Below are 16,900 nucleotides of genomic sequence, written 5' to 3'. Positions count from 1 at the left end.
CCGAGACCCATCACTCCCGCCGAGGCCCATCGATCCCGACGTCACGTGCGGTGGGTGTGGGCGTGCATGATGGGTCTCGACAAGGGGTGGGAGGAAGAAGCGGGTAGGGAGAAACCTGAGAGCGGTCGCAGGACTCTTCCAACGGATGCACAGGGATGCTTCCCTACATTGGTCTGATGCCCTATTCCGCCCACCGACCGGGTCGCTTCGACTCGCAGGGTCGGATCATCCTCGACAGCGACCCGAACGCCGACACGGATGACCTCGACTTCCTGCGCGAGTTCGAGCCCACCGGCGCCGAGGATCAGACCAGGGAGACTCCGGTCTCCGAGCCGTCCGACGTGACCCCGGCTGAGGAGTCCGCCCTTCGACAGGCGCAGGGACCCGATGAGGAAGCGCCCGGCGGACGCAAGCCGCGTCAGCCGCGCGCTCGTCGCGTGCGGAAGCCGCGCACGCCGGGATCCCGCGCCAGGACCCTCGCGATCCTCGGCGGAGCGGAGGGCGAGATCCTCGACCGCGTGCCCGGCGAGACGCCGCGCTTCGTGCAGATGTTCTTCGTGCTGGCTGGCACCGCGCTGGTCTCGGCGATCTCGATGCTGTTCGCCCTGACGACCGGGGTGCAGGCCGCGATGTGGCTGGCCGTGCCGCTCGCGATCGTGTGGGCGCTGATCATCTTCAACCTCGACCGCTTCCTGACCTCGACCATGAGCTCGACCAGGAACGTCTGGCGCCTCATCGGTCTCGCGATCCCGCGAGTGATCATGGCCGCGATCATCGGCTTCGTGGTCGCCGAGCCGCTGGTGCTGCAGATCTTCCACAACGACATCGCGCGCGAGGTGGCCTCGACCAACATCACGCAGGCGCAGTCCGACCAGGAGGCGCTCGAGAGCGGCCCCGAGAAGATCGCGCTGGACGCCGCGACCGCCCGCGTCGCCGAGCTGGAGAACCAGGCCGCGACCGGCATCGTCGCCGGCACCGACTCGTCGTCGGCGACCGAAGCGGCCGCACAGGCCACGGTCGACGACGTCACCGCGAAGATGACGGCACAGCAGGAGGTCATCGACCAGGCCCGCACGCTCTATCAGTGCGAGCTCACCGGAGAAGGCGCCGGCACCGTCCCCGGCTGCACCGGCGTCAATGGCGAGGGCGCGAGCTCGGACGCCGCGAAGGCCCAGCTCGCCGAAGCGCAGCAGACCTACGACGCGCTGGCCGCCCAGCTGCGCACCGCCAACGAGGAGCTCGCCGCCGCCGGGACCGCGGCCAAGGCGAACACCAGCTCGTCCGAGTCGCAGAACCGTGAGCAGGCGAAGGCGCAGCTGCCGGCTGCGCGCGACACCTACGACCAGGCGCTCGCTGCGTACAACGCCAGGGCGGATGCCGTCGCGCAGGGCAACGCCGGAGCAATCGGACTGCTCAGCCAGATCAGCGGACTGAACCGGCTCAGTGAGAAGGAGTCGACGATCCTGTGGGCGCACATCCTGATCGCGGCGCTGTTCTTCATGATCGAACTGCTGCCCGTGCTGGTGAAGGTGCTCACGAGCTACGGCGACCCGAGCCTGTATGAAAAGGCCGCAGCCATCCGCAAGCAGGTCGCACTCGACAAGGTCACCGCGGAAGGCTTCCGCGACCGCGCGGCCATCGTGACCTCGCAATCGCAGGAGATGCAGGCGGATGCCGGCTCGGGCGAGCCTCAGACGCGTGCGGAGCGCCGGGAGGCCGCCGAGCGCGAGCGTGCGGAGAAGCGGGCACAGGCGCAGACGCTCGAGGAGCAGGAGCAGCTGGTCCAGCCGGCCGTCTGATCCGGAGCGTATCTCGGCGCGTGAGGGGTCAAGACATGCCGCAGCGGATGCTCGACGCGCGGCGTGTCTCGACTCCTCACCGGAGTAGCGGGCGGGTCAGGCGAGCTGAGGGATCCGCTCGGGCAGTGCCGACGTGTCCTGAGGTTCCTGCCGGTCGAGATCGTGGATCCGGACGGCGCGAAGCGCTGGGTCGGCGCGGACCGCGTCCACGAGCGACCGGATCAACGCGATCGTCGACGAGGTGCCTCCCCAACGCGACCCGGTGACGGCGGCCTCGATGCGGGTGAGCGGCTGGTGCAGCGCCGCGTCGTGCTGGCGGACGTCATCGCTGAGCCATTCGACGAGCTCAGCAATGGTCCAATCGAGGTCGATTGGTCCAAGATCGGGGGATTCGTTGGCGAGGAAGGTGTCCATTGGTCCAGAATCAGGTCTCATGAGCACGGATGGCAGGGCCAATGTGCGGCCAGTGGATCATCGATCGACCACGGATGGCTCGGTCGTACTGGTGCGGGCCGGGGAGGTCACGTCGGAGGGGCTGTCGGTGCGCCTCGGACGCTGGACGCACGGCGACGGCACACTCGCGGCGCGGCTGTCCCGCGGGATCGCCGACCTCATCGCCGGGGGTGAGCTGCGGCCGGGAGACCGGCTGCCCGCAGAGCGAGCACTCGCCGCGGCGAGCTCGGTCTCACGCGGCACCGTGGTCGCCGCCTATGCCGAGCTGGCCGAGAACGGTCTGGTCGAGCGGCGGCAGGGCAGCGGCACGCGCATCGCCGGGACCACGGGACCTGCATCGTCCGCACAGCGCCCCGGCCGCGGCGAGGCCCTGTTCTCGGCGCTGCCCAACGCGATCGACCTGCTGCGCACGGTGCCGCAGATCCCCGCGCTCGCGGTGCAGCTGATCCGCGACCATCAGCCCCGGCTCGATCTGGCACTGCTGCCCGAGACCGACCCAGCGGGGCTCCCCGTGCTGCGCGAACTGATCGCCGACATGTACCGCGCCGAGGGCACCCCCACCACACCGGAGCAGATCCTGGTGACGCACGGCGCGCAGCAGGCGATCAGCCTCGTGGTCAACGCGCTGGTGGGACCCGGCGATGTCGTGCTCGCCGAGGAGGTCACCTGGCCGGGAGTCACGGATTCGGTCGGGCTGCGCGGCGGCACCGTGCACGGCATCCCGATGGGGGCGGACGGCCTGGATGTCGACGCGCTCGAGGTCGCCATCGCGCGGCTGCGCCCCGTGCTCATCGCGGTCAACCCGCACCATCAGAACCCCACGGGCACACGTCTGCCCGCCGCCGCTCGTCACCGCCTCGCCACGCTTGCCGCGCAGTACGGAGTGCCGGTGATCGAGGACCGGGTGGTCGCGGGCATCTCCTTCGACGGCGTCGTGCCGCCCACACTCGCCGCCGAGCGGGCGGACGCCCCGGTGATCGTTGTCGAGTCCGTGTCGAAGTGGGCATGGGCGGGGCTGCGGATCGGCTGGCTGCGGGCCGACCCCGTGCTCGTGCGGCGGCTGCGCGGCGCTCGGCAGCTCGCCGACCAGTCCACGAGCGTGCCGGGGCAGCTGATCGCGCTCGACCTCATTGCCCGCGCCGACGATCTGCGCAGGGAGAACAGTAGAGTCCACCAGGAGCGGCTGCGCCTGCTGGAACAGCTGATGGCGGAGCACCTCCCGGACTGGCGCTACGACCCTCCGCGCGGTGGGCTGTCGCTGTGGGTCGCGCTGCCGGTCGGCTCGTCTGCCGCGCTGGTGCGGGTCGCGGCGACCCACGGCGTCTCGATCGCGGGGAGCGCGGCGTTCGCCGCATCCGCGTCGCCCGACGACCACATCCGCATCCCGTTCACGGCTCCGGACGACGTGCTCGCCGAGGGTATCCGCCGCCTCGGCGCCGCGTGGCGGGAGTATCGGGATGCTCTCTCCTGAGGAGTCACGACACGCCGCGCCGGAGGGGTGGGGCGCGGCGTGTCGTGACCTCTCAGCGAGCGTGTCTAAGGTGTGGGCATGAGTCGACGTCGACAGACCGTGTGGGTGGCACTCGCGGGGGTGGCGGCGGTGACGCTGTACGCAGCGTTCGCGGCCGTGCAGATCCTCGTGCTGAATCCCCTCGCCGCCGCTCCGGGACTCACGCTCGACGAGATCCACGCGCGCATGTCGGACGAGGGGGAGTCGCTCGGTCCGTCGATGGTCCTCGGCATCCTCGGTGCGGGCGTCGTGCTCGCGATCGGCGTGGCAGCGGTCGCGATCCGGCAGAAGTCACGTCCGCTCGTCACGGCGATGGCCTTCCTCGCGGTGCTGACCGGGGGAACACCGGCGTACTTCGTCGCCTCCTTCGGGCCGGGGATGGCACTCGCCGACACCTTCATGATCAGCGGCGCCGACGCCTCGCACTGGGCCCTCGTGCTCCACCTGACCAGTGCGCTGTCGCTGCTGGTCGCGGTCATCGGCGCGGTCGTCATCGCCCTCCGCTCTCCTGCCGCGCCGGCACTCGCCTGAGACCGGTCACGGATTCCGGCCTCGGTGTCCATGGCACCGACTAGCGTTGGACCATGGTCAACTATCGCTATCTCGGAAACAGCGGCCTCAAGGTCTCGGAGATCACCTACGGCAACTGGGTCACGCACGCCTCTCAGGTCGGCGACGACGCCGCCGTCAAGACGGTCCACGCAGCGCTCGACGCGGGCATCACCACGTTCGACACCGCCGACACCTACGCGAACACTGCCGCCGAGGTCGTGCTCGGCAAGGCCCTCGCCGGCCAGCGCCGTGAGGGCCTGGAGATCTTCACGAAGGTCTACTTCCCGACCGGTGCCAAGGGCCCCAACGACACCGGCCTGAGCCGCAAGCACATCCTCGAGTCGATCAACGGCTCTCTCTCCCGCCTCGGCACCGACTACGTCGACCTGTACCAGGCGCACCGCTTCGACTACGAGACCCCGCTCGAGGAGACGTTCCAGGCCTTCGCCGACATCGTCCGCCAGGGCAAGGCGCTCTACATCGGTGTCTCGGAGTGGACCGCGGAGCAGCTGCGCGAGGGGCACGCGCTGGCGAAGCAGCTCGGCATCCAGCTCATCTCGAACCAGCCCCAGTACTCGATGCTGTGGCGCGTGATCGAGGGCAAGGTCGTGCCGGCCTCCGAGGAGCTCGGCATCTCGCAGATCGTCTGGTCGCCGATGGCACAGGGCGTGCTCAGCGGCAAGTACCTCCCCGGCCAGCCGGTGCCGGAGGGCTCGCGCGCGACCGACCCGCACAGCGGCGCCGACTTCATCAAGAGCTTCCTGCAGGACGACATCCTCACCGCCGTGCAGCGCCTGAAGCCCATCGCCGACGAGGCGGGGCTGTCGATGCCGCAGCTCGCGATCGCGTGGGTGCTGCAGAACCCGAACGTCGCCGCCGCACTGGTCGGAGCATCCCGTCCGGAGCAGCTCGCCGAGACCGTCAAGGCCTCGGGCGTCAAGCTCGACGCCGACACCCTGGCCGCGATCGACGCGGCACTGGGCGACACGGTCAACCGCGACGCCGAGGCCACGTACTCGACCTCGCCGAAGTCGCGCCTGGTCTGAGGGCTCTCACGAAGAAGGCCGCCGTTCCTCGGAACGGCGGCCTTCTTGCTGCGCGGTGCGGCCGTCTTACTCCTTCACGGCGCCTGCGGTCAGCCCCTGCACGATCCAGCGGCTCGCGAGCGCGAACATCACCATCGTCGGCAGGATCGTCAGCACGGCGGCGGCGCTCATGGAGCCCCAGTCGATGTTGAAGGTCGAGATGAACCCGTTCAGCGCCGACGGCACGGTGCGGTTCGCATCGGTGTTCATCAACACGACCGACAGGAACAGCTCGTTCCAGCAGTTGACGAAGTTGAAGATGAACGCCGCGATGATGCCAGGGGTCATGACCGGCACCAGCACCCGGAACAGCGCGCCGAGGCGGGAGCATCCGTCGATCATGGCGGCCTCCTCCAGCGCGTCGGGCACGTTCTCGAAGAAGCCCCGCAGCATCACGGTCGAGAACGGGATGCAGACCGCGATGTAGACCAGGATCAGACCCGGCTTGGTGTCGACGAGCCCGAGGTCGGTCATCATCGAGTACAGCGGTCCGAGCGCGATGAACGCCGGGATCATCTGCGTCAGCAGGAAGGCGATCAGCACCGCCCCCTTTCCGCGGAACTCGAAGCGGGCGATCACGTACGCGCTCAGCAGGGCGATCAGCGTCGCCACGGCGCCGGCGACGATCGCGACCAGCGCCGAGTTGCCCAGGAACACCCCGAAGGAGCTCTGCTGGAACAGGCTGACGTAGTTCTCGAGTGACGGCTCGCTCGGCCAGTACTCGAGCGGGAAGCTGTTGATCGTTCCGGGCGACTTGAACGAGGTCAGGGCGATCCAATACAGCGGGAACAGCGTGATGACGAGCCAGAGACCGAGACCCACGACGCGCACCACACCGCCCACGGTGAACTTCCGCTTCGGGCGAGGGGCCCTGGCCAGATCGGGGACGGTCAGACGTCGTGTCTCCGTGACGGTGGTTCCGGTGATCGTCATCGCTGCGCCCTCCGCATCGCCATCAGGTAGAACGCGCAGAACACGAACAGGAAGGCGACCACGATGAGGCCGATCGCGCTCGCAATGCCGTAGTTGCCCTGCTGGGTGTAGTTGATCATCCACGTCGTGATGATGTGGGTCTGGTTGGCCGGTCCGCCGCCTGTCATCGCGTAGATGATGTCGGGGAAGTTGAAGATCCAGATCACGCGCAGCAGCACCGTGAGCAGGAGCGTCACGGAGATGTACGGGATGATGATCGAGAACAGCTGGCGCGCCTTGCCTGCGCCGTCGAGGCTCGCCGCCTCGAGCATCTCGTCCGGCACGGACTGGAGAGCTGCGAGGATCATGATCGCGAAGAACGTCACGCCGTACCAGATGTTCGCCACGATCACCGCGAACATCGCGAGCTTCGGATCCGCCAGCCAGGGCAGCGGTGCGTCGATCAGCCCGACCTTCATCAGCAGGTCGTTGACCACACCGAACTCGGCGTTGAACATCCAGCGGAACAGCATCCCGATCAGGAAGCCCGACACCGCCCACGGGAAGAACACGAGCGCCTGGTAGAGCCCGCGGAAGCGGAACCGCTTGCGCAGGGCCAGGGCGATCAGGAACCCGATCACCAGTTGCGGCACGAGCGAGCCGACCACCCAGAGGATCGAGTTCCACGCCACGACCGGGAAGGCGGGGTCCTGGAACACGGCCACGAAGTTGTCGAACCCCACGAACGGGGTCGACGTGAGGTCCCACAGGTTCCAGTCGTGGAACGCCATGCGGGCGCCCTGCAGCATCGGCCAGTACGTGAACCAGCACACGAACACGATCGCCGGGGCCATGAAGGCCAGCAGCGTCAGCGCGTGACGTCCGCGGAACGGCCGGCGGCGCGGGCCGCGGGGGGCTCCGCCGGACGTGCCGACGGAGCCCCCTTCACGAAGTGCGGATGCCACGGATCACCCCTTCTCCGCGGCGTACTTCTCGGTCCAGAAGGTGTCCCAGGAGGCGAGCAGGTCGCTGGTCGACATGTTGCCGAGCAGCACGTTCTGCACATCCTGGTCGGACTTCTGGATCCACTCGGTCCACCAGCTGACCCCGCGCGGCTGACGCACGTTGACGTAGGTCTCGGGGTCCTCCGTCATGGTGACGTAGCTCGTCCAGGGGCCGGTCGAGTAGAAGTCGTCATCCGCGGCGGAGGCGATGATCGGCACCAGGCTGTTGGCCTGCGCGAACTCGGTCGCGGGCTCCGCCGACGACAGGAACTCGACCAGCTTCACGGCCGCCTCCTTGTTCTCGCTCTTCTCGGCGACGCCCCAGCCGGCCACGGCCAGAGGCTGCGCAGCCTTGCCGGAGGGGCCGACCAGCAGGGGTGCCGTGTCCCACTGATCCTCGGTCAGCGAGGAGTCCTGCACGGTCGCGATGACCTCGGGATCCTGCAACAGGAAAGCGGTGGTGCCGTTCGTGAAGCCGGCGACCATCTCGGGGTAGCCCCACGACACGGCGGAAGGCGGGGAGGCCTTGGTGAACAGGTCGAAGTAGTCGTCGACGGCATCCTGCGCCTCGGGGGCGGCGAAGATCGTCGAACCGTCCTCCATCAGGAACGCGTCGTCGACGTCGAGGCCGTCGATCGTGTACGCCTCGATCGCGGCGACCACGTTGCTGTTGGCGTTCGCGCCGCCACGGAAGGCGTAGCCGTAGATGTTGTTCGACGGATCCTGGATCGCGCTGGCCTGCTCGAGCAGATCCTTCCAGCTGTGCGGAGGGCCGTCGAAGCCCGCATCCTTCACGAGGTCGGTGCGGTAGAACAGCGACAGGCCGTAGAAGCCGTAGGGGACGAAGTAGCTCTTGCCGTCCGCGGCGACCGAGGCGGACTGCGCGTTGTCGGTCAGGGCATCCCAGCCGTCCCACTTCTCGAGGTCGGGGCCGAGGTCGTAGAGCCAGCCGTTGTTCGCGAACGGGCCGACCGTGATGTCGCGGACCTCGAGGAGGTCGACACCCTTGCCGGACTGCAGCATCTGCTGGATCTTCTGGTCCGCCTGCTCGGTGGGAGGGGAGACCAGGTTGACCTTGATCTTCGGGTTCTCCTTCTCGAACTCGTCGAGCATGCCGCGGATCAGCTCCGTGCGAGCGGGATTGGTCAGGCTCTCGACCATCTGCAGGGTGACGGTGCCGTCGGCGGACGGGCCGCCTCCTGCCGAACAGCCGGTGAGCGCGAGGACGGCGACGGTGCCGAACCCCGCGGCGGTCGTCAAGATCTTGTGCTTCACGATGTGCCTCTCAGTTGGGTGGGTGGTGCGGGTCTGGGTGCGCGATGACGCGCGTCAGGGGATGACGAGGGAGGGGGCAGGGCGGATGCCGGCGCGCTGCAGGATCTGCGGGATGCAGCGCTCCACGAAGGCCTCGAAGTCGGAGGCCTCGGTGTACAGGTGCGCCGACAGGCGGAAGTAGCCGATGCCGCGGAAGCTGGTGAACGCCGTCTCTACGCCGGTCTCGTCGAGCAGCTGCATGCGCAGCTCGTCGGCCTCTTCGCGGGAGGCGCCGAGTCCGAGCGGCAGCCGCACGAGACGCATCGACGGCACAGCGGACGGCAGCGGGGTCAGCGGGTCCTCGTCGCCGTAGGGGCGCAGGGCCTCGGCGATGATCTCGGCGCCGGCATCCGCCCGCTCCGACATGGCCGTGCGGGCGTTCGCCCAGCCGAACTCGCCCTCGATGTAGTCGATCGCCACCGGTGTGCTCAGATAGGTCGTCGCATCGATGGTGCCCTGGGTGTCGAAGCGCACGGGATAGGGCTCGTTCGCGGCCCAGGAGTCGATCAGCGGCCACAGTTCGTCGCGGTCGGAGGCGTTCGTGACGAGGAGCGCCGAGCCCCGCGGGGCGCAGGGCCACTTGTGCAGGTTGCCGAACCACCAGTCACCACCGGCGACCGCGGCCGCATCGGCGATCAGGCCGGGGGCGTGCGCGCCGTCGACGAGCGTGCGCACTCCGCGGGTGGCCGCGAGCTCGGCGATGCGGCGGGTGGGCAGCAGGCGGGCTGTGGGGGAGGTGATCTGGTCGACCACGATCAGCCGGGTGCGCGGGGTGAAGGCGTCGTCGAAGCGCTGCACCACCTCGTCGTCGGAGGCGAGCAGCGGAAGCTCGACCGTGCGGACGGTGGCACCGAAGCGGCGCGCGAGACGCTGCGCGCCCATCGTGATCGCCCCGTAGCCCTGGTCGGTCACCAGGATCTCGTCGTCGTGCTCCAGCTGCAGCGCGTTATACACCACGGTCGCGGCGGCAGAGGCGTTCGGCACGAAGACGCTGTCGTCGGCACGCGCGCCGACGAAGGGGGCGGTCCGCTCGCGGGCTGCGCGCACGCGCTCGCCGATGCGGGGAAACCACTCGACGGGGCTCAGGTCGGCCTGACGACGCAGCGCGTCCTGGTGGGTGACGACGGCGGTGGGCACCGCGCCGAACGACCCGTGGTTGAGGTGGATCACACCGGGATCCAGCGGCCACGCATCCCGGGCCCTGACGCCGGAGTGCAGCGTGAGCGGAGCGGGGAAGGGCGAGACGGGCATAGGTCCTCATCGGGGAGAGTGGCGAGTTGTTGCACAACTTTGCCATAGGAGTTCCGAAACCGCCACGAAAAGGTGAAGATGAAACATAGTTGTCATACGAATTTGCCGAGACGACGTCATCCGCCAGACTCGCAGAAGGGTGGACGGCGTCGGGGAGGATGGCGATGAGCGCACTGGACACGGCGCTGCACGGGCTGCGGGCGCTGATCGCCGACGGTGCGCTGCGCCCGGGCGACCGCCTGCCGAGCGAGGGCGAGCTCTGCGAACGACTCGGAGTCTCGCGCGGATCGCTGCGTGAGGCGATCCGGATGCTCGCGGCGCTCGGGGTGCTCGACACGCGCCACGGATCGGGAAGCTACGTCAGCGAACTGAGGGCCGCGGATCTGATCGGCAGCCTGTCGCTCACGGTCGGACTGCTGCCGATGGCCGGGGTGCTGGAGCTCACCGAGCTGCGCCGGGTGCTCGAGCCGCATGCCGCCGCGCTCGCCGCGGCCCGCATCGACGCCGAGACCATCGAGCGGCTCGACGGCATCCTCAAGGAGATCGAGGCGAGCGACGACTTCGAGGATCACTCACGGCTGGACCACGACTTCCACATGACGATCTCGCGCGTCGCCGGCAACGAGGCGCTGACGAGCCTGATCGATGTGCTGCGCTCCCGATCGCGGGCGTACCGCATCCCCGACGCGCACGATGCCGCCGAGCTCAAGCTGCATTCGGATGCGGGCCACCGCGCCATCCTGCGCGGACTCGCCGCCGCCGACCCTGTCGCTGCGAGTGCCGCGGCCTCGTCGCACGTGGCGTACACCGAGTACTGGGTGCGCCGGTACACCGACGTCGAGGACTGAGGAGCTTCTCGCCGAGGGCGCGCGAAAACCCAGACGAGGTGCGATGAGGTCAGCGCGTCGGCCGACGGCGCGCCGCCCGGATGCGGGATCGTCTGGGTTTCGGTGCGCTGAGCGCGGAGGCGGCTCAGCCGAGCGTGATGTCGACCTGGATCTCGGCGGCCAGGCGCTCGAGATCGTCGCGCAGCGCGTCGAGGTCGACCGACGACGGAACGCGGGCCGTGACGGAGGCCTCGAACAGGCGCCCACCGGCCATCGCCGCATCCCGCGTCTCCGTGGCCAGCTCCTCGATGCTGAGGGCATGGGCGCTGAGGACGCCGGAGACATCGCGCACGATGCCGGGGCGGTCGTTGCCGAGGACTCGGATCTCGAGCAGCTGGTCGTCGACGCCCGCGGTGTCGGCCGTGCCGGTGAGCACGGCGAGGGTCAGCAGTCCCTGTCCCTGCAGTCCCCGCAGTGCCGACTGCAGCTCGTCGGAGCGCTCGGCCGGGACCGAGACCTCGATCACTCCGGCGAAGGTGCCGGCGAGCTCGGCCAGCGAGCTGTTCTCCCAGTTTCCGCCGTGCGCGTCGACGACATCGGCGACGGCTGCCACCAGGCCGGGGCGGTCGGCGCCGGCGACGGTGAGGATCAGAGTAGTCATGCGGCCAGCGTAGCCCGCGGGTCGCTGTTCATAACTCCTCAAGGACGGAGGTTCAGGGACCTCAGTTGCCCGCAAGCGGTTCGATCAGGCGCGGTCTTGAGGAGTTGTGAACCGGCGGGACGCGAGCCCTTCGACAGGCTCGGGGACCCAGGGCGTGCGGCTACTCGACCCAGACGCCGGACTCCAGGAACGCGTCGAGTCGCGCGCGGTGCGGGGCGAGGTCCCAGCCCTGGTCGGCGACCCATTCGTCGTTGAAGTAGGTGCCGGCGTAGCGGATGCCGCTGTCGCAGATGAGCGTCACGACGCTGCCCGTCTCTCCGGCCGCCCGCATCCGCGCGATCAGCTGGAACGCACCGTACAGGTTGGTGCCGGTCGAGCCGCCCGCCCAGTGCAGCGTGCGCTCCCGCAGCAGGCGGATGGCGGCGATGGAGCCGGCGTCGGGCACCTGGATCATCTCGTCGATCACGCTCGGCACGAACGACGCCTCCACCCGCGGTCGGCCGATGCCCTCGATGCGACTCGGGCGTCCCGCCGGAGCATCCGGCGTGCCCTTCCAGCCGTCGTAGAAGGCGGAGCCCTCCGGGTCGACCACGGCGATCTGCGTCTCGTGGCGGCGGTACCTCACGTACCGGCCGAAGGTCGCGCTCGTGCCGCCGGTGCCCGCGCCCACGACGATCCAGCGCGGGATCGGATGCCGCTCCTGCGCCAGCTGGCTGAACACGCTCTCGGCGATGTTGTTGTTGCCGCGCCAGTCGGTCGCGCGCTCGGCGAACGTGAACTGGTCGAGGTAGTGGCCGTGGCAGTCGGCGGCGAGCCGCTGGGCCTCGGGCGACATGTCCTCCGCGCGGTCGACGAAGTGGCAGCGGCCGCCGTAGAACTCGATGAGGTCGATCTTCTCCTGGCTGGTCGAGCGGGGGACGACCGTCACGAACGGCAGTCCCAGCATCCGTGCGAAGTACGCCTCGGACACCGCCGTGGAGCCGCTGGACGACTCGACCAGCGTGGTGTCCTCACGGATGCGGCCGTTCACCAGGCCGTACAGCAGCAGCGAGCGGGCGAGCCGGTGCTTGAGCGAGCCGGTGGGATGCACCGACTCGTCCTTCAGATACAGGTCGATGCCCCACTCGGGTGGCAGCGGGAACAGATGCAGGTGCGTGTCGGCGCTGCGGTTGGCGTCGGCCTCCAGCAGGGCGATCGCGGTGCTGGTCCAGGAGGTCATGATCTCGAGGGTAACGCGCCCGCTCACTCCCGCGGGTGCTCGGGTCCCAGCACCGCGGCGCTCGGCTCGCCCGCCGCATCGCCCTTGAGCTCGATGAGGATCGTGTGGGTGGGCGTGGTGCCGGTGTTCTCTCCGGAATGGCGCTGCGCCGCGAGCCACACGGCCTGCCCGGCGGTGAGCGCGGTGTCGAAGGTGCGCTCGCCCGCACTGAGTCGGCGGGAGAAGTCGCTGAGGGTGACCATCACACTGTTCGGATGGTCGTGCGGCGTCGTCCTGTCGCCGGGCTGGTCGGTGTATTCGAGCACGCGGACGTGCTCGTTCTCCCAGAGAGTGCGGTAGTGATCGGGGTTGGTGAGGGTGGGATCGTCGGTGATCATGCGGCGACGGTACACCCGCGACGGCGCGATGGTCAGGGGTACTTGGAGCGCGTGCAGTCGACCGCTCAGCTCACCGTGCCGGCGCGCGAGGTGCCGCCGTCGCCGTCGATGTGCAGCAGCGAGGCCTGCGACTGCTCCTGCTGCAGCTGGAACTCGAAGCGCGAGCGATCGCCGCGGTGGTAGGCCACGAAGTACTCGATCGGTGCGCCGTCCTCGCCGCGGCTGACACTGCGCAGGCGGAGCAGAGCCGAGCCGGCGCTGACGCCGAGGTGCTGCGCCTGCTCGTGCGTGGCCACGGTGGCCTCTGCCGAGCGCACGCCGCTCGTCGCGACGATGCCGTTCTCGGCCAGCAGTCGGTACAGCGAGCGCTCGGCGAGGTCGACGCCGAGGGTGAGGGTGCCGACAACTTCCGGCATCCAGGTCGTGGAGAGCGACCACGGCTCGCCGTCGACGTGCCGCAGGCGTTCGAGCACGACGACCGGAGATCCGACCGGCACGTCGAGGGCCAGGGCGATCTCCTCGTCGGCGGTCGTGCGCTCGTGGCGCAGCACGTCGCTGTGCACGTGGCCGCCGCGCCGCTCGACGTCGTCGTACAGGCCGACCAGCGTGTGCACCAGGCTCTCGCTCGTGCGCGGGCGCGACACGAACGTGCCCTTGCCCTTCACCCGCTCGACCAGGCCCTCGTGCTCCAGCTGCGCGAGGGCCTGGCGCACGACCGTGCGCGAGATGCCGTAGCGCTCGCAGAGCCGGTGCTCCCCGGGCAGCGGGTCGCCCGGCTGCAGACCGTCGCGGGCGATGCCGTCGATGATGAGCTGGCGCAGCTGGTCGTACATCGGGGCCGCCGAGTGGCGGTCGATCGCGTCGACGCCGGTGGCGTCGGACACGGTGTCGCTCCTGGTGATCGTCTCGCTCATGTCAGTACGCGACCCCCGCGTGGAGGATCACGTTCGCATAGGGGGTGAACTCCCCCGAGCGCACGAACGCGCGGGCCTGGTGGGTCAGCTTCTTGAACTCGACGTGCGGGATGAGCTCGATCTCGAACCCCATGCCGGCGAAGCGCTCGCGCAGCGCTTCGAGCACCTCTGGGCTCTTCTCCGCGACTTCGGCCGAGACCGTCGCGCCCTCGACCACGAGCTCGGCGAGCACGGTGTCGAGGACGTCGAGGAACGCCGGTGCGCCAGGGCGGTAGGCGAGGTCGATCCGCTCCGACGACGGGGGGATCGGCAGGCCGGCATCCGTCACGACCAGCAGGTCGGTGTGTCCGGTCTCACTGATCACGCGCGAGAGCGCCGGGTTGATCGTCGTGGCTGTCTTGCGCATCGGGTGTTCCTCCGTCGGCCGCGTATGCGGATCAGTTCGCCACGGGCGCGGATTCGCGCGCGGCGAGGAAGGCGTCGACCTCGACCCGCAGCGGCAGGCTGGGCGAGGCTCCCTGCTTGGTCACCGTGAGCGCGCCGGCGGCGGTCGCGAGGCGCACGGCATCCGTGAGCGTGCTCCCGTTCGCAAGGGCGGCCCCGAGGTAGCCCGCGTAGGCGTCGCCGGCGGCGGTCGTGTCGACGGCCTCCACCGGGAACGGCGGCACCACGGTCGAGCCGTCGGCCGTCACGACGCACGAGCCCTGACCGGCGAGGGTGATGACCGCGGCGCCGACGCCCTGCTCCAGGAACCAGCGGCCCGCGCGCTCGGCGGAGTCCGCATCGGTGACCTCGATGCCGCTGATGAGCGTGGCCTCGGTCTCGTTCGGCGTGACGATGTCGATGCTGCTCCAGACCTCCGCGGGGAGGGGAGCCGCCGGTGCGGGATCGAGGATCACGGTCATGCCGTGCTCGCGTCCGCGCGCGGTGATGTGGGCCGTCAGCGCCGAGGGGGTCTCGAGCTGGGTGAGCAGTACAGAGGTGGTCGAGGAGAGGGCGGCGAGCGCGGTGTCGATCTGCTCGGTGCTCAGCGCGGCGTTCGCGAGCGGCACCATGACGATGTCGTTCTGCGCGGAGGAGTCGACGCGGATGTGGGCGATGCCGGTCGGACCCGGCACGGTGCGCAGGTGGGCCAGGTCGACACCCGCGTCGCTGAGCCCGTTCACGACGAGGTCGTGGAACAGATCGTCTCCGACGCAGCCGACGAAGCTCGTGCGTGCCCCGGAGCGCCCGGCCGCGACGGCCTGGTTCGCGCCCTTGCCGCCCAGCATCAGGGTGAACTCATCGCCCAGGATGGTCTCTCCGCGAGCGGGGAGCCGCTGCGAGAAGGTGGTCACATCGGCGGTGACGCTTCCGATGATGACGACGCCTGAGCGGTCGGCGGGGTGTGCGAGAGACATGTCGCTCCTGATCTTCTTCGACAGCATGCGGGTACGCCATCTGTGTCTTTGACATCGTCGGCGGCTGTCATTACATTAGCCGAAGCTGAACCTGTAACGACAGGTTGCTCGCAAGGAGACCCGATGACCGCGATCGCGCCCCGCCTCTATGTCGACAGCGCAGACGTCGATCGCGTCTCCCGGCTCCTCAGGGCAGGGGTCGTTCACGGTGTGACGACCAACCCCACGATCCTCGAGCGCGGCGGACGCGCTGCCGCCGAGATCCCCGACCTCTATGCGCGTTGGGCGGAGGAGGGAGCGCGCGAGATCTTCTTCCAGACCTGGGGAGGGGACACCGCCTCCTTCCTGCGCAACGCCGAGGGCATCCGCGCGCTCGGCGACCGGGTGGCCGTGAAGGTGCCGGCGACCGCCGACGGTTTCGCTGCGGCATCCGCTCTGGTCCGCGACGGCGCCACGGTGCTCGTCACCGCCGTCTACTCGATCGCGCAGGCACTGGCCTGCGCCTCGATCGGAGCGCACTACATCGCGCCCTACCTCGGTCGCATGCGGGACGCCGGCATCGACGGGGACTTCGTGATCGCCCGGATGCAGGAGGTGTGCGCGGGCAGTGGATCGAACGTGCTCGCGGCATCGCTGCGCTCGGCGGATGACATCACCGGACTGCGTCTGGCCGGAGTGCCCTATTTCACCGCGGCCCCCGACGTGATCGACCAGGTGATGTTCCACGGGGTCAGCGACAGCTCGGCCGCCGAGTTCGACGCGGCCATGGTGCGTCTCGGGGCCTGAGGAGCGCAGCTCGCGTTCATAACTCCGCAAAGATCGGGCGGTTCGCTCGGATCGGTGCCGGAATCGCGCGGCGCGGGGCAACCCGGTGCGGATTCTGGAGGAGTTGTGAACCGGCTATGCGGATGCCGCCTGCCGCAACCAGCGCTCGACACCGGCGATGTGGGCCGTGGCGAGCGATGTCGCGAGCGAGGGGTCGCGCAGGGCGATCGCGTCGGCGATGGCGCGGTGCTCCGACAGCGTGCGCTCGACCACGCCGCCCTCGGTGAGCCCGCGCCACACCCGCGCGCGGACGGTCTGGCTGCTCAGGTGCTCGATGAGGCTCGCGAGGTAGGAGTTGCCCGCCATGCGCACGATCTCGCGGTGGAAGCGGATGTCGTGCTCGACCAGCGCCTCGATGCTGACCGAGGCATCGATGCTGGCCACCTCCTGCACCAGGGCCGCGATCTCGTCATCGCTGCCCAGCGTCGCGGCGAGGCCGGTGGCCTGCGACTCCAGCATGCGCCGCACGGCGAAGATCTCGAGCATCGAGTCGTCGTCGTGCATGTCGACCACGAACGAGATCGCCTCGAGCAGCAGGTGCGGCTCCAGGCTCGTCACATAAGTGCCGTCGCCGCGGCGCACGTCGAGGATGCGGATGACTTCGAGCGCCTTCACGGCCTCGCGCATCGAGTTGCGTGAGAGGCCGAGGCGTTCGGACAGCTCCTTCTCCGGCGGCAGCCGATCGCCGGGGGCCAGCTCGCCCGACACGATCATCGCCTTGATCTTCTCGATCGCATCGTCTGTGACAGCCATGGCGTCATCCTAGCGATTGATCGGATGTCTGGGGCAGGATGGTC

At 69.3% G+C, this 16,900-nt stretch carries 18 protein-coding genes; 6 read left to right on the top strand and 12 right to left on the bottom strand.

Going from position 1 to position 16,900, the window contains the following annotated elements; all coding sequences use genetic code 11:
- Window positions 1-176 precede the first annotated feature (176 nt).
- A complete protein-coding gene (locus tag KZC51_RS00760) occupies window positions 177-1,799 on the top strand; it encodes a DUF4407 domain-containing protein (protein ID WP_247628115.1) in 1,623 nt (540 codons plus the stop codon).
- A 96-nt stretch (window positions 1,800-1,895) separates the two neighbouring features.
- Here the strand turns inward: KZC51_RS00760 and KZC51_RS00755 are convergent, their stop codons facing one another.
- A complete protein-coding gene (locus KZC51_RS00755) occupies window positions 1,896-2,213 on the bottom strand; it encodes a hypothetical protein (RefSeq protein WP_247628114.1) in 318 nt (105 codons plus the stop codon).
- 19 nt (window positions 2,214-2,232) lie between these two features.
- Here KZC51_RS00755 and KZC51_RS00750 point away from each other — a divergent pair, with 19 nt between their 5' ends.
- From KZC51_RS00750 to KZC51_RS00740, 3 genes are all read left to right on the top strand, one after another.
- Window positions 2,233-3,723, top strand: a complete 1,491-nt coding sequence (locus tag KZC51_RS00750; protein ID WP_247628113.1) for an aminotransferase-like domain-containing protein — start codon at window positions 2,233-2,235, stop codon at window positions 3,721-3,723.
- Between the two features lie 78 nt (window positions 3,724-3,801).
- The gene (locus tag KZC51_RS00745; RefSeq protein ID WP_247628112.1) at window positions 3,802-4,293 is read left to right on the top strand and encodes a hypothetical protein; all 492 of its coding nucleotides are present in this window, start codon (window positions 3,802-3,804) and stop codon (window positions 4,291-4,293) included.
- Window positions 4,294-4,346: 53 nt separating this feature from the next.
- Window positions 4,347-5,360: an aldo/keto reductase family protein gene (locus tag KZC51_RS00740; RefSeq protein ID WP_247628111.1), complete on the top strand. Its 1,014-nt coding sequence runs from the start codon at window positions 4,347-4,349 to the stop codon at window positions 5,358-5,360.
- A 66-nt stretch (window positions 5,361-5,426) separates the two neighbouring features.
- Here KZC51_RS00740 and KZC51_RS00735 read toward each other — a convergent pair whose 3' ends face one another.
- From KZC51_RS00735 to KZC51_RS00720, 4 genes are read right to left on the bottom strand one after another with little or no spacing between them, the layout of a single operon-like run.
- Window positions 5,427-6,332: a carbohydrate ABC transporter permease gene (locus tag KZC51_RS00735; protein ID WP_247628110.1), complete on the bottom strand. Its 906-nt coding sequence runs from the start codon at window positions 6,330-6,332 to the stop codon at window positions 5,427-5,429.
- Window positions 6,329-7,276: a carbohydrate ABC transporter permease gene (locus KZC51_RS00730; protein WP_247628109.1), complete on the bottom strand. Its 948-nt coding sequence runs from the start codon at window positions 7,274-7,276 to the stop codon at window positions 6,329-6,331. Before KZC51_RS00730 ends, KZC51_RS00735 begins: the two co-directional genes overlap by 4 nt.
- Window positions 7,277-7,279: 3 nt before the next feature.
- Window positions 7,280-8,590, bottom strand: coding sequence for an ABC transporter substrate-binding protein (locus tag KZC51_RS00725; protein WP_247628108.1), 1,311 nt, complete (start codon window positions 8,588-8,590; stop codon window positions 7,280-7,282).
- A gap of 54 nt (window positions 8,591-8,644) precedes the next feature.
- Entirely contained in the window at window positions 8,645-9,880 is a 1,236-nt protein-coding gene (locus tag KZC51_RS00720) for an aminotransferase class V-fold PLP-dependent enzyme (protein WP_247628107.1), read from the bottom strand.
- Window positions 9,881-10,044: 164 nt separating this feature from the next.
- On the opposite strand from KZC51_RS00720, the gene KZC51_RS00715 reads away from it, so the two are divergent.
- Window positions 10,045-10,728, top strand: coding sequence for a FadR/GntR family transcriptional regulator (locus KZC51_RS00715; RefSeq protein WP_247628106.1), 684 nt, complete (start codon window positions 10,045-10,047; stop codon window positions 10,726-10,728).
- Window positions 10,729-10,852: 124 nt separating this feature from the next.
- Here the strand turns inward: KZC51_RS00715 and KZC51_RS00710 are convergent, their stop codons facing one another.
- The 6 genes from KZC51_RS00710 to KZC51_RS00685 all read right to left on the bottom strand — a co-directional run bounded on the left by KZC51_RS00710 (window position 10,853) and on the right by KZC51_RS00685 (window position 15,278).
- Complete coding sequence (locus tag KZC51_RS00710; protein ID WP_247628105.1) at window positions 10,853-11,368, bottom strand: glycine cleavage system transcriptional repressor; 516 nt, start codon at window positions 11,366-11,368, stop codon at window positions 10,853-10,855.
- A gap of 160 nt (window positions 11,369-11,528) precedes the next feature.
- Window positions 11,529-12,587, bottom strand: a complete 1,059-nt coding sequence (locus KZC51_RS00705; RefSeq protein WP_247628104.1) for a PLP-dependent cysteine synthase family protein — start codon at window positions 12,585-12,587, stop codon at window positions 11,529-11,531.
- A 23-nt stretch (window positions 12,588-12,610) separates the two neighbouring features.
- Entirely contained in the window at window positions 12,611-12,964 is a 354-nt protein-coding gene (locus KZC51_RS00700; protein ID WP_247628103.1) for a cupin domain-containing protein, read from the bottom strand.
- A 65-nt stretch (window positions 12,965-13,029) separates the two neighbouring features.
- Complete coding sequence (locus KZC51_RS00695) at window positions 13,030-13,878, bottom strand: GntR family transcriptional regulator (protein WP_247628102.1); 849 nt, start codon at window positions 13,876-13,878, stop codon at window positions 13,030-13,032.
- Window position 13,879: 1 nt separating this feature from the next.
- Window positions 13,880-14,284, bottom strand: a complete 405-nt coding sequence (gene rbsD / locus KZC51_RS00690) for a D-ribose pyranase (RefSeq protein ID WP_247628101.1) — start codon at window positions 14,282-14,284, stop codon at window positions 13,880-13,882.
- Window positions 14,285-14,315: 31 nt separating this feature from the next.
- Window positions 14,316-15,278 (bottom strand): ribokinase, encoded by a 963-nt coding sequence (locus KZC51_RS00685; protein WP_247628100.1) that lies wholly within the window; start codon window positions 15,276-15,278, stop codon window positions 14,316-14,318.
- Between the two features lie 123 nt (window positions 15,279-15,401).
- Here KZC51_RS00685 and KZC51_RS00680 point away from each other — a divergent pair, with 123 nt between their 5' ends.
- Complete coding sequence (locus tag KZC51_RS00680; RefSeq protein ID WP_247628099.1) at window positions 15,402-16,064, top strand: transaldolase family protein; 663 nt, start codon at window positions 15,402-15,404, stop codon at window positions 16,062-16,064.
- Window positions 16,065-16,178: 114 nt separating this feature from the next.
- On the opposite strand, the gene KZC51_RS00675 is transcribed toward KZC51_RS00680, so the two are convergent.
- Window positions 16,179-16,856, bottom strand: coding sequence for a FadR/GntR family transcriptional regulator (locus KZC51_RS00675; protein WP_247628098.1), 678 nt, complete (start codon window positions 16,854-16,856; stop codon window positions 16,179-16,181).
- Between the last annotated feature and the right edge of the window lie 44 nt (window positions 16,857-16,900).

The sequence above is a fragment of the Microbacterium croceum genome (assembly GCF_023091245.1).
In the GTDB taxonomy this organism is placed as follows: Bacteria; Actinomycetota; Actinomycetes; order Actinomycetales; family Microbacteriaceae; genus Microbacterium; species Microbacterium croceum.
This window is presented reverse-complemented; position numbering and strand designations above follow the sequence as displayed.

What these genes read in the sequence shown, in the direction of transcription:
- KZC51_RS00760 (WP_247628115.1), top strand. Translation starts at nt 177, where the DNA reads ATGCCCTATTCCGCCCACCGACCGGGTCGCTTCGACTCGCAGGGTCGG.
- KZC51_RS00755 (WP_247628114.1), bottom strand. Translation starts at nt 2,213, where the DNA reads ATGGACACCTTCCTCGCCAACGAATCCCCCGATCTTGGACCAATCGAC.
- KZC51_RS00750 (WP_247628113.1), top strand. Translation starts at nt 2,233, where the DNA reads ATGAGCACGGATGGCAGGGCCAATGTGCGGCCAGTGGATCATCGATCG.
- KZC51_RS00745 (WP_247628112.1), top strand. Translation starts at nt 3,802, where the DNA reads ATGAGTCGACGTCGACAGACCGTGTGGGTGGCACTCGCGGGGGTGGCG.
- KZC51_RS00740 (WP_247628111.1), top strand. Translation starts at nt 4,347, where the DNA reads ATGGTCAACTATCGCTATCTCGGAAACAGCGGCCTCAAGGTCTCGGAG.
- KZC51_RS00735 (WP_247628110.1), bottom strand. Translation starts at nt 6,332, where the DNA reads ATGACGATCACCGGAACCACCGTCACGGAGACACGACGTCTGACCGTC.
- KZC51_RS00720 (WP_247628107.1), bottom strand. Translation starts at nt 9,880, where the DNA reads ATGCCCGTCTCGCCCTTCCCCGCTCCGCTCACGCTGCACTCCGGCGTC.
- KZC51_RS00715 (WP_247628106.1), top strand. Translation starts at nt 10,045, where the DNA reads ATGAGCGCACTGGACACGGCGCTGCACGGGCTGCGGGCGCTGATCGCC.
- KZC51_RS00710 (WP_247628105.1), bottom strand. Translation starts at nt 11,368, where the DNA reads ATGACTACTCTGATCCTCACCGTCGCCGGCGCCGACCGCCCCGGCCTG.
- KZC51_RS00705 (WP_247628104.1), bottom strand. Translation starts at nt 12,587, where the DNA reads ATGACCTCCTGGACCAGCACCGCGATCGCCCTGCTGGAGGCCGACGCC.
- KZC51_RS00700 (WP_247628103.1), bottom strand. Translation starts at nt 12,964, where the DNA reads ATGATCACCGACGATCCCACCCTCACCAACCCCGATCACTACCGCACT.
- KZC51_RS00695 (WP_247628102.1), bottom strand. Translation starts at nt 13,878, where the DNA reads ATGAGCGAGACGATCACCAGGAGCGACACCGTGTCCGACGCCACCGGC.
- rbsD (WP_247628101.1), bottom strand. Translation starts at nt 14,284, where the DNA reads ATGCGCAAGACAGCCACGACGATCAACCCGGCGCTCTCGCGCGTGATC.
- KZC51_RS00685 (WP_247628100.1), bottom strand. Translation starts at nt 15,278, where the DNA reads ATGTCTCTCGCACACCCCGCCGACCGCTCAGGCGTCGTCATCATCGGA.
- KZC51_RS00680 (WP_247628099.1), top strand. Translation starts at nt 15,402, where the DNA reads ATGACCGCGATCGCGCCCCGCCTCTATGTCGACAGCGCAGACGTCGAT.
- KZC51_RS00675 (WP_247628098.1), bottom strand. Translation starts at nt 16,856, where the DNA reads ATGGCTGTCACAGACGATGCGATCGAGAAGATCAAGGCGATGATCGTG.